Source organism: Variovorax paradoxus, assembly GCF_040544635.1.
GTDB classification, from domain to species: domain Bacteria; phylum Pseudomonadota; class Gammaproteobacteria; order Burkholderiales; family Burkholderiaceae_C; genus Variovorax; species Variovorax paradoxus_R.
Genome location: NZ_JBEPKJ010000016.1, coordinates 143,728 through 160,534 on the forward strand (window position 1 = coordinate 143,728; position 16,807 = coordinate 160,534).

The window sequence follows — 16,807 nt, forward strand, 5'->3', positions numbered from 1 at the left end:
CGGTGACAAGGGCATGACGATGCCTTGCAAGCGCCATGCCGGCGCGTGCCTTCTGACAAATGCCTGTCACACGCCGCTGCCAGCATCGCCGCGTTCATGGCGCTAGCCGTGGGTACTTTCTTCTTCCGCATTACTTCCCGCTTCGTTTTCTTTTCCGAGGTATTCCCCATGCTGCGTCGTTCTATCCGCTGGGCCGCCGTGCCGGCCGCTCTGCTCTCGCTGGCCTTTGCCGCTTCGGCCCAGGGCCGCACCGAGCTGCTGGTGTACACGGCGCTCGAAGCCGATCAGGTGCAGGCCTACAAGGCCGCCTTCGAAAAGGAGAACCCGGCCGTCGAACTGAAGTTCGTGCGCGACTCCACCGGCATCGTCACCGCCAAGCTGCTGGCCGAAAAGGCCAACCCGCAAGCCGACGTTGTGTGGGGCCTGGCCGCCACCTCGCTGATGCTGCTCGACAAGGAAGGCATGCTCCAGCCATATGCGCCTAAGGGCCTCGACGCCATCAAGCCCACGATGCGCGACCCGGCCAATCCGCCCAAGTGGGTGGGCATGGACGTGTGGTCGTCGGCCATCTGCTTCAACACCGCCGAAGCGCAGAAGAAGAGCCTGCCCAAGCCCACCAGCTGGGCCGACCTGACCAACCCGGTCTACAAGGGCCAGATCACCATGCCCAACCCCGCGGCGTCGGGCACGGGCTACTTGATGGTGTCGGGCTGGATCCAGATGATGGGCGAAGAAAAAGCGTGGAAGTACATGGACGCGCTGCACCAGAACATCGGCATCTACAGCCAATCGGGCAGCAAGCCCTGCCGCCAGGCCGGCGCCGGCGAGTTCGCGCTCGGCATGTCGTTCGAATACCGCGCCAACAAGACCAAGCGCGACGGCGCTCCCATCGACATCGTGCTGCCCAAGGAAGGTTTGGGCTGGGACATGGAAGCCACCGGCATCCTGAAGACCAGCAAGAAGCAGGACGCCGCCAAGGCGCTCGCCGACTGGGCCGTGACCAAGCAGGCCAACGAGCTCTATGCCAAGAACTTCGCGGTGCTCGCGCTGCCGGGCATCCAGGAAAAGCTGGAGTTTGTGCCGGGCGACGTCGAGAAGCTGCTCGCCAAGAACGACTTCACCTGGGCCGCCGCCAATCGCGACCGCATCCTGACGGAATGGTCGAAGCGCTACGAATCGAAGTCGGAAAAGAAGCCGATGTGATCGGGCTTGAGAACAGCACCAGCAGATGACCAGCTTTCTTTCTCTTCGCGGCATCGGCAAGTCCTTTGGCGCCACGCGGGTGCTCGACGGTATCGACCTCGACATCGAACCGGGCGAGTTCGTGTGCCTGCTCGGGCCCTCGGGCTGCGGCAAGACAACGCTGCTGCGCATCGTGTGCGGCATCGAGCGTGCCGACAGCGGGCAGATCCTGCTGGGCGGGCAGGACATTGCGGGCCTGCCGCCCGCGGCGCGCGGCTTTGGCGTGGTGTTCCAGTCGTACGCGCTGTTCCCTAACCTCACGGCCGCACAGAACATTGCCTACGGCCTGCATCCCACAGGCGCACTGGCCCGCGAAATGGCCAAGCGCTCGCGCGAGATGCTGGATCTGGTCGGGCTGACGGCGCATGCCGACAAATACCCGGTGCAGCTTTCAGGTGGGCAGCAGCAGCGTGTAGCGTTGGCCCGCGCGCTGGCACCCAACCCGCGCCTGCTGCTGCTGGACGAACCGTTGTCGGCACTCGACGCGCAGGTGCGCGCGAGCCTGCGCAGTGAAATACGCTCGCTGCAGAAGCGCCTGGGCATCGTCACCATCATGGTCACGCACGACCAGGAAGAAGCCCTTTCGATGGCTGACCGTGTGGTGCTGATGCACAACGGCCGCATCGAGCAGGCCGGGACGCCCGACGAGCTCTACCGTCAGCCGCGCACCCGTTTCGCGGCAGGTTTCGTGGGCCGCATGAACATGCTGCCGGCCACGGTGCTGGCCGATGGCAAGGTGCGTGTGCGCGACAGCGAATTGTTCTGTGCGCCGGGCAACCTGAGCGTCGGCGCGCAGGCTACGGTGGGCATTCGGCCCGAGCACGTGGTGGTCAAGCGCTTCGGTTCCGAGCTGGGTGCCAACAGCTTTGCGGCGCGGCTCTTGGACACGGAGTTCTTCGGCAACCGCACCTCGGCACGGCTGGCTTGCGAGCCGTTGGGTATCGAGATCGAAGCCGAGCTGCCGGCCGATGCACGCGGCGATGGCGGCGAGCCGTTGGTGCCCAGCAGCATGGTGCATATCCAGCTGCCTTTGAATGCGCTGTCTGTTCTGGCGCATTGAATGAGTGCTCGCTTTCTGATTGCGGCGGGTCGTTCGGGGCGCGCACCCGCCGACGGGGTACCTTACTCCGCGAATGTCCCCCGGCCTGCGGCCTCCTCCTTTATTTCGCTGCGCAAGGCACCCCGCCAGCGGGTGCGTTGCAAAGGGCGGTGGTTGATCAGCGGTACACCCAGAGCGTGCCCCAGTGCACAGGGCATCGGGTGCTCCCCGCAGCGAAATAAAGGAGGAGGGCGAAGCCCGGGGGACATTCGCGGAGGGGAGTACCCGGTGGCCTTTGCACCCGCCCTGAACTCAACCACCGCCAAATCGAGCGGGGTCCTGTTGACATGAGCAGCTCCCCAGAGGCCATCGCCACCATTCCGGCCGTGATGACACGCACCAGCGCATTCGACCGCGAGCGCTGGCTCACAGGCGCCGCCGTGTGGCTCGTCGTACTGCTGCTGATCGTGATCGTCGCGCTACCCGTCGGCGCACTGGTCGGCCAGAGCTTCTTCGACCGCACCGGCGTGTTCGTCGGCTTGGCCAACTTTGCGCGCTACCTCGAGAACCCCGCGCTGGTGCAGTCGGCTTTCAACAGCCTGGGGCTCGCGGCGATCAGCGCAGTGATCTGCACCGCGATCGCCTATGTGTACGCCTACGGGCTCACGCTCTCGTGCATGCCGGCCAAGGGTGTTCTGCGTGCGGTGGCGCTCATTCCGCTGCTTGCGCCTTCGCTGCTGCCGGCAATCAGCCTGGTCTATCTGTTCGGCAACCAGGGGCTCTTCAAGGGGTTGCTTGGCGATGTGTCCATCTACGGCCCGCTGGGCATTGTGCTCGGCTCGGTGTTCTGGACGCTGCCGCACGCGCTGCTGATTCTCACCACCGCCATGGCCACTTCCGACGGCCGTCTCTACGAAGCGGCGCAAACGCTTGGTGCTTCTCGTTGGCGCATCTTCCGCACAGTGACGTTGCCGTCCTCGCGCTATGGCCTCATCGTGGCCGCGATGGTGGTGTTTGTGCTGGTCATCACCGACTTCGGCGTGCCCAAGGTGGTGGGCGGGCAGACCGGCGTGCTTGCCACCGACATTTACAAGCAGGTGGTCGGGCAGCAGAATTTTCAGATGGGCGCCGTCGTTGGCCTGGTGCTGTTGATTCCGGCGGTGCTCTCGTTTTTGGTCGAGCGGCACGTGCGCAGCAAGCAGGCCGCGGCGCTCTCGGCGCGCGCCACGCCCTACAAACCGGAGCCCGTCAAGACGCGCGACCGCGCACTGCTCGTGTTCTGCACGATCACGGCCTGCGGCATCCTCGTGATGATCGGCATGGCGGTGTTCGCATCGCTCGCCACCTACTGGCCCTACAAGCTTGCCCCGTCGCTCAAGAACTACGACTTCAGCAACATGGACGGCGGCGGCTGGGGCAGCTACTTCAACTCGCTGCGGCTCGCCGTGTGTGCCGCGGTGGCGGGTGCATTCGTTACCTTCGTTTCGGCCTACCTGGTCGAGAAGCCGCGCCACTTCGGCCTGCCGCGCGAGCTGCTCAACCTGCTGGCCAACCTGCCGCTCGCGGTGCCGGGGCTGGTGCTGGGCGTGGGCTACATTTTCTTCTTCATTTCGCCCTCGAACCCGCTGCGCGCCATCTACGGCAGCATGACCATCCTCGTGGTGTGCACGGTGGCGCATTTCTTCTCGGTGGCGCACCTTACTTCGCTCACTGCGCTGCGCCAGCTCGACCGCGAATACGAGCTGGTGTCCGAGTCGATGGGCGTTCCCTTCTGGCGCACGCTCTGGCGCGTGCACCTGCCGGTGGCGCTGCCCACCGTGCTCAACGTGGGCGGTTATTTTTTCGTCAACGCGATGACGACCGTGTCGGCCGTCGTGTTCCTCTACTCGCCGCAGACCACGCTCGCCGCCATTGCCGTGCTCAACATGGACGATGCCGGCGACGTGGCGCCCGCCGCCGCCATGGCCTCCTTGATCATGCTCACGGCCGCCGTCGGCCGTGGCGTGTTCGCACTGGCCGGGCACTGGGCGCTCGCGCGTACCCAAACCTGGAGAAACCGGTAATGCCCGGACCTCGAATCGACAGCAGTAACAACAACAAAGACAGCTTCGACCTGATCGTCGTCGGTGCCGGCATCGTGGGCATGGCCCATGCTTACACGGCAGCCCTGCGCGGCCTCAAGGTGTGCGTGGTCGAGCGCGATGCGGCCTGCATCGGCGCGTCGATCCGCAACTTCGGCTTCATCACCATCACCGGCCAGGCGCCGGGGGATACCTGGCGCCGCGCGATGCACGCCCGCGAGGTCTGGCAACACATCGCGCCGCAGGCCGGTATCGACATCGTTCACCGCAACCTCTGGCTCGCGGCCTATCGGCCCGAGGCGCACGACGTGCTCGAAGCCTTCATGCGGACGCCGATGGGCGAAGCCTGCGAGCTGCTCGATGCGGCCGACGCGCAGGCCAAGGCGCCGGCGCTGAGCCTGGCCGACGCGCGCTCGGTGCTGTTCAGCCCGCACGAGCTGCGCGTCGAATCGCGCACCGCCATCGGCCTGCTTGCGAAATGGCTGGCCGAAGTGCACGGCGTGGTGTTCCGCTTCGGAGAGACCGTGCACCAGGTCGAAACGCCGCGTGTGCGCACCTCGCGCGGCACCTTGCGCGGCGAGCGCGTGGTGGTGTGCACCAACACCGACCTGCACGGCCTGTTTGCCGAGCGCATTGCCGCGCACGAGCTCACGCTGTGCCGCCTGCAGATGCTGCGCGTCGTACCGGAGGCGGGGTTTCGGCTGCCGGGCTCGGTGATGATGGACTTGAGCCTGGTGCGCTACGAGGGCTACAGCACCTTGCCCGAAGCCGCAGCCTTGCGCGCGCGGCTGCAAGAGGAAGAGGCCGCTTCGCTTGCGCACGGCATTCACCTCATCGTGGTGCAAAGCGCCGACGGCTCACTGGTGGTCGGCGACTCGCACCATTACGGCGATGCGCCCGAACCGTTTGCGATGGAAGAAGTCGACCAGCTCGTCCTTCGCCACCTGCGCAGCACGCTCAATCTCGAAACCGCGCAAGTCACCGAGCGGTGGACCGGCGTCTATCCCTCGTCGAAGGCCGCACCCTGCGTGATCGATGCGCCCGACAGCGCCACACGCGTGGTGCTGGTCACCAGCGGCACCGGCGCGAGCACCGGCTTCGGCATTGCGCACGACGTATTCCAGAAATGGTGAACACCCTCTCAATGAACGCCCACAACCACTCCAAGCTCCAGGCCGTCGTCTTCGACTGGGCCGGCACCATCATCGACTTCGGTTCCTGCGCGCCCATGGGCGCCTTCGTCAAGCTGTTCGAACAGTTCGGCGTGGACATCATCATTGCCGAGGCACGCGGCCCCATGGGCATGGCCAAGTGGGACCACATCAAGGCACTGGGTACGCTGCCGCGCATCGCCTCGCAGTGGGAGGCCAGCCAGGGCCACGCCTTCAGCGATGCCGATGTCGACCACCTCTACGAAGTGTTCACGCCGATGAACGCGGCCAGCGTGCGCGACCATGTCGAGTTCATTCCCGGCGCGCTGGATGCCGTCAACGCCGCGCGCGAACGCGGCCTCAAGATCGGTTCGACCACCGGCTACAACCGCCCGATCATGGAGGTCGTCGTGCCCATTGCCGCGGCTGGCGGCTACTCGCCCGACAACCTCGTGTGCGCCGGCGATCTTGCCGAGGGCCGCCCGTCGCCGCTCATGATGTACCGCTGCTTTGCCGACCTGGGCGTGTGGCCGCCGCACACCGTGGTCAAGGTCGACGACACCGGTGTGGGCCTGCAGGAAGGCCTCAACGCGGGCACCTGGGCCGTGGGCCTCGCGGTCAGCGGCAACGCGGTCGGCCTCACGCTCGCCGAATGGCAGGCGCTCGATGCTGCACAGCAGCAGGAATACCGAGAGCGCGCCATCTCGCAGCTACAGGCCGCGGGCGCCCACTACGTGATCGACAGCGTCGCCGATCTGCCCAATGTGCTCGAAGACATCGAGCGCCGGCTGCACGGCGGCGAGCGGCCGGCTGCCGCCTGACAGGTCCGCCGCGGCACGGCGCGGCGTCCGACTTGACTTGCAAGGCAGCGGGCATAGCATCCGCCGCATGAGAAGCACAGCCTTCGTTCTTCTGTTCTGCATCGGCCTGGTGACGGCCGGCTGCGACGACAGGCCCAAGCCGGGCGGGCCGATGCCCAAGGCTTCGGTGAATGTCGTGGTGCCGGCACTGTCCGCAGGCTGATTCGCCGCATCGGGCGTCAGGTGGCCTCGCGCCGCCGGGTATTGCGCGCTCGCGTCCATGCGTCTTCGCATCCGGGGGTATTCTCGGTGCGGAGAAAAAATGAGAACACCCGAGACAACCATCCATCAAGCCGATTCGCGCTATGCCATGCTGCGGCTCGGCATCACCCTGCTGGTCATGACGGTCGGCAGCAGCGGCATGTACGTGGTGTCCGTGATGCTGCCTGCGGTGCAGGCCGAGTTCGGTGTCGCGCGCGCCGATGCCTCCTTGCCGTACACCCTGCTGATGCTCGGCTTCGGCGTGGGCGGCGTGCTGATGGGGCGGCTGGCCGATCGCTTCGGCGTGATGTGGCCCTTGCTGATCGGCGCTCTGAGCCTCGGTGTCGGCTATGTGGCGTGCGGCATGGCCGACAGCATCGTCGCCTTCATCGCGGCGCAGGCGGTGCTGGTCGGGCTGCTGGGCAGTGCCGCGGCTTTCGCACCGCTGGTGGCCGACACATCGCTCTGGTTCGTCAAGCGGCGCGGCATTGCGGTGGCGGTGTGCGCAAGCGGCAACTACGTGGCCGGCGCTATCTGGCCGCCCATTGCACAGCATTTCATCGAGACGGTCGGCTGGCGCCAGACCTACATCGGCATGGGCATTTTCTGCGGCCTGGCGATGGCGGCGCTCGCGCTGTTCTTTCGTGCACGGCCACCGGCATTGGCCGCTGTGCCGGCCGGTTCGACATCCAGCGCGGCGCCGCCGGTGCGCGACATGATGCGGCCATTCGGTTTCAGCATGGGCACCGCCCAGGGCCTGCTGTGCGTGGCAGGCGTAGCCTGTTGCGTGGCAATGGCGATGCCGCAGGTTCACATCGTGGCGTATTGCGGCGACCTCGGCTACGGCGCCGCGCGGGGTGCGCAGATGCTGTCGCTGATGCTGGGCTTCGGCGTGGTGAGCCGGCTCGTGTCGGGCGCCATCTGCGATCGCATCGGCGGGCTGCGAACGTTGCTGCTGGGCGGCGTGCTGCAGTGCGTGGCGCTGCTGCTGTTCCTGCCGTTCGACGGGTTGGTGCCGCTGTATGTGATCTCGGCGCTGTTCGGCCTGTTCCAGGGCGGCCTCGTGCCGTCTTACGCAATCATCGTGCGAGAGCACTTTCCGCCCGCGGAAGCAGGCGCGCGCGTGGGCACGGTGCTGATGTTCACGCTCTTCGGCATGGCGCTGGGCGGCTGGATGTCGGGCAAGATCTTCGACCTGACGGGCAGCTACCACGCGGCGTTCCTGAACGGCATCGGCTGGAACCTGCTGAACGTCAGCATCGCGGCACTGCTGACGTTCAGGGTTCGCAAGCTGTGGCTTCGCACCGCCGCGGCGTAGCGGCCTACCGCGCAAGGCCCACGCCGCTGCGATGCAAGGACCGTCAGAGATCGGACAGGCCCATTGCCGGATCGCTCACGGTGTGCTTGCCGGTTTCCACGCGGCCGGCAAAGCGGCGCAGGTAGCCGGGGTCGGCATCGCAGCTGACCGCGAAGTCGTACCACTGGCCGCTGGTGGCGAGCTCCCAATGCTGTTCGGCCGCGGCGCCGCCATCGACTGTTGCAATCCACGGGCCGTCGCTGCGGTAAGCCGTGGCGCTCACCGTGAACTTGCAGCTCTTTGTTCCGCCGTTGCGCATGTCGAGGTAGACGTTGCCGTTGGCGATGTCGTAGCACACCCGTACTTCAGGGTTCGCGCCGCTCGTGCGCAGCGCGTCGAGGTTGCCCTTGAAATGGCGGTGAAAGCCGTTGGGGCCGAGCACCCACAGGTCGTAGAAGCCGCTGTTGTCGGTGGCCGCATTCCAGGTGTCGTCGAGCGTCTTGCCGGCTTCCACCGTGTAGCGGCGCGGCAGGCGGCCGAGGTTGAGCTTGTCGTACACGTGGAACACCGCGCCAGCCTTGCCCGTGTTCGAGAACAGCAACTGCACCGTGCCGGCCGCCGCATCGGCGCGCGCGCTGGCATGCAGCTCGTAGGGCAGCGCGCGCGAGGGGCGCGTGCCCGTTGGCTGGCGCGGCAGTTGCGGATCGATCGGTAACGGCACCTGGCCCAATGCCTCCTGGCTCAGACGCAGCTGGTCGGCCTGGTCGCGGGTGCTGCGGCCCGCCAGCGTGGGCAGAGGCTCGCCGTTCGGGTTGGCAAAGTTGAAGGCGCTGGTGAGGTCGCCGCACACCGTGCGCCGGAAGGCACCGATGTGGGGCTCTTTCACGCCGAAGCGCGCTTCGATGAAGCGGATCACCGACGTGTGGTCGAAGGCCTGCGAGTTGACCCAGCCGCCGCGGCTCCACGGCGAGATCACGTACATCGGCACGCGCGGGCCGGGGCCGTAGACGCGTCCGTCCGGGGCAGGCTGCTTTGTGCTGCCTGGGGGCGCCGCCTGGGTGAAGTATTCAGGAGCCAGGTCCGCATCGGGCAGCGTGGTCTTGCCGGCAAAGGTGCCGCCGCCGACGGGCGAAGGTGCCGAAGGCGAGGGCAGGTGGTCGAAGTAGCCGTCGTTCTCGTCGAAGTTGACGAGCAGCACGGTCTTGCTCCAGACCTCGGGCACGGCGGTGAGCGCGTCCAGCACCTCCTGCAGGAACCATGCGCCTTGCACTGGGCTTGATGGGCCGGGGTGCTCGCAGTAGGCGGAGGGGGCATTGATCCAGCTCACCTGCGGCAGGCGGGCCTCCTTGATGTCGCGCCGGAACGCGTCAAGGTATTGCTCTGGAGCCGTGCCTGGTAGCGTGTTGGCGATGCCTTTGTAGAGCGGGTTGCCCGGGTTGTCGCTGGCCGGATCGTAGGCGTGGAAGGGTATTTGCTGGCCAGTGTTGGAAAAGGGCGCGTTGAAGTACCCGCTGGTCACGGGATAGGGTGATGCGCGGTTGGCACTCCTGAACTGCCGAAACGCGCCCAGCATGTTGTCGCCCCATTCGTCGGGCATGTTCTGGTACGAGATCCAGCTCACGCCGGCGTCCTCCAGCCGCTCGGCGTAGGTCTTCCACGTGTAGCCGGTGTTGACCGCGGCGGGAGCGGCGTCCAGCCAGTCCCACTCGTTGGTGACGAAGGCCACATTCTGTGCGGTCGCACCGTTGGTGCCGGTGAGATGGAAGGCTCGGTTCGCATCGGTGCCGGTATGCATGCTGCAGTGGTACGCATCGCAGAGCGTGAAGGCGTTGGCCAGCGCAAACTGGAACGGGATCTCCGCCTCCTTGTGGTAGCCCATGGCCTTGCTGGTCTTGTAGCGCGGCCACTGGTACATGCGGCCGCCGTCCCAGGCGTCCTGGCTGTCGGCCCAGTCGTGGGGCGTGCCGCCGTCGCGTTGGGCGTTGCCCTTGCGGCTGTCGAGGTGGTAGGGCAGCACCGGCTTTCCGCTGGCATCGGTCTGCTGCCACACGTTCAGGCCCTTGGGCAGCGGAATGGTGAACCGGTCACCGAAGCCGCGCACGCCCATGAGCGTGCCGAAGTAGTGGTCGAACGAACGGTTCTCCTGCATCAGGATGACGATGTGCTCGACGTCCTGGATGGTGCCGGTCTTGTTGTTGGCGGGAATGGCCAGCGCGCGGCGAATGCTCGGCGGAAAGGCCGAGACCGCGAGCGCGGCGGCGCCCGTGGTGGCAGCGCCTGTGAGAAATCTGCGGCGTGAGTTCATTGCGCGTGCAGCCTCACAGGTCGGCCAGGCCCATGGCGGGGTCGCTCACCGAGTGCTTGCCGGTTTCGACGCGGCCTGCAAAGCGGCGCACGAAGCTCGTGTCGGCATCGCAGGTCACGGCAAAGTCGTACCAGGCGCCGCTGCTGGCCAAGTCCCAGTGCAGTTCGGCCTTGGCGCCGCCCGCCACTGTGGCGGTCCACGGGCCGTCGGTGCGGTAGGCCTTGGCACGCACGGTGAACTTGCAGGCGTTCTTGCCGCCGTTGAGCATCTCCAGGTACACGTTGCCGTTGGCAATGTCGTAGCACACGCGCACTTCAGGCGCAGCCGCATCACCTGCGCGAAGCGCGTTCAGGTCGCCCTTGAAGTGGCGATGGAAGCCGTTCGGCCCCAGCACCCACAGGTCGTAGAAGCCGCTGTCGTCTCTCATCGAGTTCCAGGCGTCGTCCAGCGTCTTGCCGGGTTCGACCATGTAGCGGCGCGGCAGGCGGTCGAGATTGAGCTTGTCGTACACGTGGAACACCGCGGCGGCCGTGCCGGTGTTGGCAAACAGCAGCTGGGCTCTTCCGCCGACGATGTCGATGCGGGCACTCGTGTGCAGCTCGTAGGGCAGCGCGCGCGAAGGGCGCGTGCCTTTGGCTTGAAGCGGAAGTTGCGCAAGCGCCGGGAACGGCACCTGCGAAAGTGCCTGTTGATCTGTGCGCAACTGGTCGGCCTGCGCCTTGGTCTTTCGGCCTGCGAGTGTGGGCAGCGCTTCGTCGTTGGGCGATACGAAGTTGAACGCGCTGCTGAGATCGCCGCACACCGCGCGGCGGAAACCGCTGATGTTGGTTTCCTTCACTCCGAAGCGCGTCTCGATGAAACGCAGCACCGAGGTGTGGTCGAAGGCCTGCGAGTTGACCCAGCCGCCACGGCTCCAGGGCGACACCACATACATCGGCACGCGCACGCCCGGGCCGTAGACGCGGCCGTCGGGTGGGGGCTGGTCGGTGGTGCCGGGTGGACTCGGATGATTGAAATACTCGGGCGAGAGCGCTTCGAGCGGCAGCGTGGTTTTTCCGGCGGGCGTTCCGTCTGGGTTGATCGAGGGCGCGGCCGGCGAAGGCACGTGGTCGAAGTAGCCGTCGTTCTCGTCGAAGTTGATGAAGAGCACCGTCTTGCTCCACACCTCGGGCACGGCGGTGAGCGCGTCGAGCACTTCCTGGGTGTACCAGCCGCCCTGCACCGGGCTCGAAGGGCCGGGGTGCTCGGAATAGGCCGCGGGCGCGACGATCCACGACACCTGGGGCAGCTTGCCGTTCTTGATGTCCTGGCGGAACTGTTCGAGAAAGCCGCCGTCGGGCATGGTGTTGGCAATGCCCTTGTAGAGCGGGTTGCCCGCGTCGTCGCTGGCCGGGTCATAGGCAGGCGAGATCGCGCTGCCACTCACTGGCTTGCCGGAGGCTTCGTTGGCCAGCCGGTACTGCTTGAAGCCGGCCAGCGAGTTGTCGGTGAAGTTGTCGGGCATGTTCTGGTAGACGATCCAGCTGACCTTGGCTTCCTGCAGGCGCTCGGGGTAGGTCTTCCAGCTGTAGCCGTTGGCGGAGCTGTCGATACCGTCCCATTCGTTGTTGACCGTGGCCACGTTCGCGCCGGTGGGGCCGTTGGTGCCGGTCCAGAGGAACATGCGGTTCGAATTGGTGCCGGTGTGCATGCTGCAGTGGTACGCATCGCAGAGCGTGAAGGCGTTGGCCAACGCAAACTGGAAGGGCAGTTCCGCCTCCTGGAGGTAGCCCATCGATTGGGTGAAAGGTGCCTTGTCGGTCTTCTTGTAGCGCACCCATTCATGCATGCGCCCGCCGGCCCACGCGTCCTGGCCGTCGCTCCAGCTGTGCGGCGTGCCGGCCATGCGTTGCGCATTGCCCTTCGAGCTGTCGAGGTGGTAGGGCAGCACTTCCTTGCCGGTGTCGTCCAGTTGCTGCCACACGCTGCGCCCGTTGGGCAGCGGAATGGTGAAGCGGTCGCCGAAGCCGCGCACGCCCATCAGCGTGCCGAAGTACTGGTCGAACGAACGGTTCTCCTGCATCAGGATGACGATGTGTTCGACGTCTTGAATGGTGCCCGTCTTGTTGTTGGCGGGAATGGCGAGCGCGCGGCGGATGCTGGGCGGAAAGGCGGCGAGTGCGAGCGCGGCGGCACCGGTGGTGGCGGTGCCCTGCAAGAATTTGCGGCGTGAATTCATGGTCTTGTTGTGTTTGGTCATGAGGGGATGCGACGGACGCTCAAGGCGCGCAGCGCATTTCCGGCTTCACGCCCGTATCGGGTGCGGGCGGGTTCGGATTGGCGGGCACGTCGGGGGTGGTGGGCGTGGTCGGTGCGCCGGTGCCGGGCAGGAAACCGGAGAAGCCGCCGCCTCCGTCTCCGCCGCCGCAGGCGGAAAGGGCGCAGGCCAGGGCCAATGCGGAAAAGAGCCGCACGGAGGGGAGTGGGAGTCGCATGGTGGGTTCCTTGGTGTTGTCGTGTACGGGCGGTTCGGATGCGGCAAAAAAAAGGCGCCATGAAGGCACCGCGCACCGGACAGACCGCAAGACTAGGGAGAACCCGTTACACCGCCATGAAGGAGCGATGACAACGCTAAAGCGCAGGGCGCGCCAAGGGAGCGGAGCGCCGCCAAAGCGCCCGCTCCGCGAGAGGCTCAGCCCTCGTTGCTGATGCCGCTGGAGACGTGGCCCGCCGGCACATGGCGTGCTGCGGCGTCGACGTGGCCGGTCTGGTCGTCGAAGAAGAAATCGGGTTCGAACTCGCGCAGGAATTCGCCCTTGGGCAGGCCGCCGAGGAACATCGCTTCGTCGACGCGAATGTTCCACTTCATCAGCGTGCGGATGGCGCGCTCGTGCGCGGGCGCGCTGCGGGCCGTGACCAGTGCGGTGCGGATGCGCATCTGCGCATTGCCCGCCATCTGCAGGCGATGCAGCGCAGACAGCAGCGGCTTGAAAGGGCCTTCGGGCAGCGGCAGGTCGGCCTTGCTGAGCTCGTGCGCCTGGAAAGCGTCGAGGCCCTCGGCCTGGAACACGCGCTCGGCTTCGTCGGAGAACAGCACCGCATCGCCGTCGAAAGCAATGCGCACTTCGTTGGGCCAGGCATCGCTGGCCTTTACCGATTCCACCAGCACCCGCGCGGCCGGAAAGCCCGCGTTGAGCGCCTCGCGCACGTCTTGCGCGTTGACCGACAGAAACAGATGCGCGCGCAGCGGCCGCAGATAGCCGAAGGGCGGGCGGCCTTGCGTGAACACGCCGCGCTGCAGCTTGATGTCGGCGGCCGCGCTGGAGCGGAAGATGCGCATGCCCGAGACCGGGTCGTTGCGCGAAAGAATGACCACCTCGACACGCTGCACGCCGTCGTCGTTGAAGCGCAGCAGCTTGCGGATCAGCGAATACGCAATGCCGGGCGCGGCCGGCACATCGATGCGGTCGAGCTGCAGCTGCATGTAGCCCTCGTTGTCGCCGGCCTCGAAGATCTTGTTTTCTTCTTCGAGGTTGAACAGCGCGCGCGACGATATCGCGACCACGAGCTTGTCTTCGAGCGTTACGGGCATGGGTTGTCGGGTTTCCTGGCGGGTGTCACTTGACGAACTGGTTCAGCTGGATGATAGGCAGCATCACCGCCAGCACAATGAGCATCACCACGCCGCCCATGGCCACGATCAACAGGGGTTCGAGAATGGTGGCCAGGTGCATCGCGCGGCGCTGCACTTCGGCGCCGAGCTGGTTGGCCGCGCGCTGCAGCATCAGCGGCAGCGTGCCGGTCTGCTCGCCCAGACGGGCGAACATCGACACCAGCCCCGGAAAGCGTTTTTTCTGCGCCAGCGCCGAGGCCAGCGGCGCGCCTTCGCGCACCAGCACCAGTGCGTCGAGCGCGTCCGCGCGCATCGCGCGGTTGCCGAGCGTTTCTGAGGCGGCCTGCAGCGCGCGCAGGATCGGCACGCCCGCGGTCGCGAGCATGGCCAGCGTGCTTGCGAAGCGCGCCGCGTTGTAGCCGCGCGCGAGCTTGCCGACCAGCGGCAGCTTGAGCCAGGCGGCGTCGAACTTCAGTCGAAACGCTTCTTGCGCCAACGCCAGGCGGGCGGCAACGGCGGCGAACACCACGCCGCCCAACATCCACCAGCCGTAGTTGCGCACCGCCGCGCTCAGCGACAGCATCACCGTGGTGAGAAAAGGCAGCGAGCGCTTGGTGCCCGCGAACACCTGGGCCACCTGCGGCACCACATAGCTCACGAGAAAGATCACGATCACGATCGCCACCAGCGTGACGATGGCGGGGTACAGCGCCGCGCCAACAAGCTTCTGCTGCAGCGCCTGCCGCTCCTCGAGGTCGTCAGCGAGCCGGTCGAGCACGAGGCCGAGGTTGCCGCTCTGCTCGCCCGCACCGATCACGGCCGTGTAGATGGCCGAGAACTCGCGCGGATGGGCTGCGAGCGCGCGTGCAAAGGGCGAACCCGCGTTGACCTCGGCGCGCAGCGATGCGACGAGGTTGCGCTGGGGCTCGGTCTCGGCTTCGTCGGTGAGCGCGGTCAGCGCGCGCTCGAGCGGCAGGCCCGAAGACACCAGGCCCGCGAGCTGGCGTGTCCAGACGGCGAGGCCGGTGGAGCTGAAGATCCTGGCGCCGCCGCCCAGCCACCGGCGCAGGCCGCCGCTGCCCGTGCCGTTGACGTGACTGCTGCCGACCGGCGTGACCGACAGCGGAATGAGCGCCTGCGCGCGCAGCAGGCTGCGGGCGCTGCGGGCGGTGTCGGCCTCGAGCACGCCTTCGCGGGACTGGCCGCTGGCATCGATGGCTTCGAAGGAATAGGCGGGCATGGCAGACCGAAATGGCTATTTATTCGCGCGTGACCCGCACCAGCTCGGCGCGCGACGTGATGCCGGCCTGCACCAGCCGTTCGCCGTCCTCGCGCATGGAGCGCAGGCCGCCGCGCGAGCCGGCTTCGAAGAGCTGGCTCTCGGCAGCCTTGCCGTGGATGAGCGCCTGCACTTCGTCGTTGGCCACCAGCAGCTCGAAGATGCCGGTGCGGCCCTGGTAGCCGGTCTGGCCGCAGACATCGCAGCCGGCGCCGCCGCATGCCGTGCAAACCTTGCGCACCAGGCGTTGGGCGAGCACGCCCAGCAGCGAGGAACTCAGCAGGAAAGGCTCCACGCCCATGTCGGTCAGGCGCGTGACGGCGCTGACCGAGTCGTTGGTGTGCAGCGTCGCAAGCACGAGGTGGCCGGTGAGCGAGGCCTGAATGGCGATTTGCGCGGTTTCGAAATCGCGGATTTCGCCGATCATGATCACGTCCGGGTCCTGCCGCAGGATGGCGCGCAGCGCCTTCGCGAAGGTGAGCTCGATCTTGGCGTTGATCTGCGTCTGCCCGACGCCCGGCAGCTCGTATTCGATCGGGTCTTCCACCGTCATGATGTTGCTGCGGCTCGCGTCGAGCCGGGCCAACGCGGCGTACAGCGTGGTGGTCTTGCCCGAGCCGGTAGGCCCGGTCACCAGGATGATGCCGTGCGGCTGTGCGATGAGGCGCTCGAAGCGCTCCAGCGTGTCGCCCTGCATGCCGACCGATTCGAGCGTGAGCTTCGATTCGGTCTTGTCCAGCAGGCGCAGCACCGCGCGCTCGCCGTGGGCGCTGGGCAGCGTGGAAACGCGCACGTCGACCGCACGCGTGCCGATGCGAAGGCTGATGCGTCCGTCCTGCGGCAGCCGCTTCTCGGAGATGTCGAGGTCGGCCATGATCTTCAGGCGCGAGATCAGCGCGGCGTGCAGCGCCCGGTTGGGCTGCACCACCTCGCGCAGCGTGCCGTCGATGCGAAAGCGTACGGACGAGGTGCGCTCATAGGGCTCGATGTGGATGTCGCTCGCGCCGTCGCGCGCGGCCTGCGTGAGCAGCGCGTTGAGCATGCGGATGATGGGCGCGTCGCCCGCGCTTTCCAGCAGGTCTTCGACCGCCGGCAGCTCTTGCATCATGCGCGACAGGTCGGCGTCGCTCTGCACTTCGCTCACCACCGCGGCGGCGCTCGATTCGCCTTGCGCATAGGCCGCGCTGATGCGCTGCGCGAGCGGGCCGTCGGCCAGCACCTCGAAGGCCTGCACGCCGTACTTGCGCGTGACTTCGCCGACCGCGCTGCGCGAGGGATGGTTCGACATCCACAGCGTGTAGCGGCCGTCGTCGGCTTCTTCGAGCAGCAGTTGCTGGCTGCGTGCGAACGCGTAGGGCAGGGGGTGGCGCATGGGCTTCAGGGCAGTTCGCGCGAGCTGGTCGGGTCGGCCGTGGGCGGCAAGGCGCCGCGCAGCGGGCTCGGGCGCAAGCTGCGCGTGTCGGCCGGCGGGCGCGGCGGCGGAATGAGCTGCGTGCCCTGGATGCGCTCGCTGCTGGTCGGGCGATCGGCCGGGCGGGGCGCCGGTGCTTCCGGCAGCACCGGCGCGGCGTTCACCCCGCGCAGCATGATGTTGTCGGTGTTCGGTTGCGTGCGCTGCTGCATGCCGCGGATCTCGTCGTAGCGGTCGTACGCAAAAGCCTCGGTCGAGGCGCCGTCGCGCATGACCGCCGGGCGCAGGAACATCATCAGGTTGCTCTTGGTGCGCGAGCGGATCTCGTTCTTGAACAGGTTGCCCAGCA

At 66.9% G+C, this 16,807-nt stretch carries 13 protein-coding genes and 1 pseudogene; 7 read left to right on the forward strand and 7 right to left on the reverse strand.

Features of this window, described 5'->3' with window-relative positions; all coding sequences use genetic code 11:
• The first annotated feature begins 168 nt into the window (after positions 1-168).
• The 7 genes from ABIC94_RS24265 (at position 169) to ABIC94_RS24295 (ending at position 7,892) form a co-directional block, all read left to right on the forward strand.
• Positions 169-1,203, forward strand: a complete 1,035-nt coding sequence (locus ABIC94_RS24265) for a putative 2-aminoethylphosphonate ABC transporter substrate-binding protein (RefSeq protein ID WP_354375548.1) — start codon at positions 169-171, stop codon at positions 1,201-1,203.
• A gap of 25 nt (positions 1,204-1,228) precedes the next feature.
• Positions 1,229-2,302 carry an ABC transporter ATP-binding protein gene (locus tag ABIC94_RS24270; protein ID WP_354375549.1) on the forward strand — a complete coding sequence of 358 codons (1,074 nt, stop codon included), beginning with the start codon at positions 1,229-1,231 and terminating at the stop codon, positions 2,300-2,302.
• 326 nt (positions 2,303-2,628) lie between these two features.
• Positions 2,629-4,344: a putative 2-aminoethylphosphonate ABC transporter permease subunit gene (locus ABIC94_RS24275; protein WP_354375550.1), complete on the forward strand. Its 1,716-nt coding sequence runs from the start codon at positions 2,629-2,631 to the stop codon at positions 4,342-4,344.
• On the forward strand, positions 4,344-5,495 hold the full coding sequence (locus ABIC94_RS24280) for a TIGR03364 family FAD-dependent oxidoreductase (RefSeq protein WP_354375551.1): 1,152 nt from the start codon (positions 4,344-4,346) through the stop codon (positions 5,493-5,495). Before ABIC94_RS24275 ends, ABIC94_RS24280 begins: the two co-directional genes overlap by 1 nt.
• Positions 5,496-5,506: 11 nt before the next feature.
• On the forward strand, positions 5,507-6,334 hold the full coding sequence (phnX, locus tag ABIC94_RS24285; protein ID WP_354375552.1) for a phosphonoacetaldehyde hydrolase: 828 nt from the start codon (positions 5,507-5,509) through the stop codon (positions 6,332-6,334).
• A 67-nt stretch (positions 6,335-6,401) separates the two neighbouring features.
• Entirely contained in the window at positions 6,402-6,536 is a 135-nt protein-coding gene (locus ABIC94_RS24290; protein ID WP_354375553.1) for a hypothetical protein, read from the forward strand.
• Between the two features lie 99 nt (positions 6,537-6,635).
• Positions 6,636-7,892 carry an MFS transporter gene (locus tag ABIC94_RS24295; RefSeq protein WP_354375554.1) on the forward strand — a complete coding sequence of 419 codons (1,257 nt, stop codon included), beginning with the start codon at positions 6,636-6,638 and terminating at the stop codon, positions 7,890-7,892.
• Positions 7,893-7,935: 43 nt separating this feature from the next.
• Here the strand turns inward: ABIC94_RS24295 and ABIC94_RS24300 are convergent, their stop codons facing one another.
• From ABIC94_RS24300 to ABIC94_RS24330, 7 genes and pseudogenes are all read right to left on the reverse strand, one after another.
• The gene (locus tag ABIC94_RS24300; RefSeq protein WP_354375555.1) at positions 7,936-10,176 is read right to left on the reverse strand and encodes a phosphocholine-specific phospholipase C; all 2,241 of its coding nucleotides are present in this window, start codon (positions 10,174-10,176) and stop codon (positions 7,936-7,938) included.
• Between the two features lie 13 nt (positions 10,177-10,189).
• Entirely contained in the window at positions 10,190-12,394 is a 2,205-nt protein-coding gene (locus ABIC94_RS24305; RefSeq protein ID WP_354375563.1) for a phosphocholine-specific phospholipase C, read from the reverse strand.
• A 40-nt stretch (positions 12,395-12,434) separates the two neighbouring features.
• Entirely contained in the window at positions 12,435-12,650 is a 216-nt protein-coding gene (locus tag ABIC94_RS24310; RefSeq protein WP_354375556.1) for a hypothetical protein, read from the reverse strand.
• A gap of 197 nt (positions 12,651-12,847) precedes the next feature.
• Complete coding sequence (locus tag ABIC94_RS24315) at positions 12,848-13,747, reverse strand: 5'-nucleotidase (protein ID WP_337315481.1); 900 nt, start codon at positions 13,745-13,747, stop codon at positions 12,848-12,850.
• Positions 13,748-13,772: 25 nt separating this feature from the next.
• Positions 13,773-15,008 (reverse strand): type II secretion system inner membrane protein GspF, encoded by a 1,236-nt coding sequence (gspF, locus tag ABIC94_RS24320; RefSeq protein ID WP_354375557.1) that lies wholly within the window; start codon positions 15,006-15,008, stop codon positions 13,773-13,775.
• Between the two features lie 19 nt (positions 15,009-15,027).
• Positions 15,028-16,419: a GspE/PulE family protein gene (locus ABIC94_RS24325; RefSeq protein ID WP_354375558.1), complete on the reverse strand. Its 1,392-nt coding sequence runs from the start codon at positions 16,417-16,419 to the stop codon at positions 15,028-15,030.
• A gap of 5 nt (positions 16,420-16,424) precedes the next feature.
• A pseudogene (locus ABIC94_RS24330) lies at positions 16,425-16,807 on the reverse strand (type II secretion system secretin GspD); the annotation flags it as partial.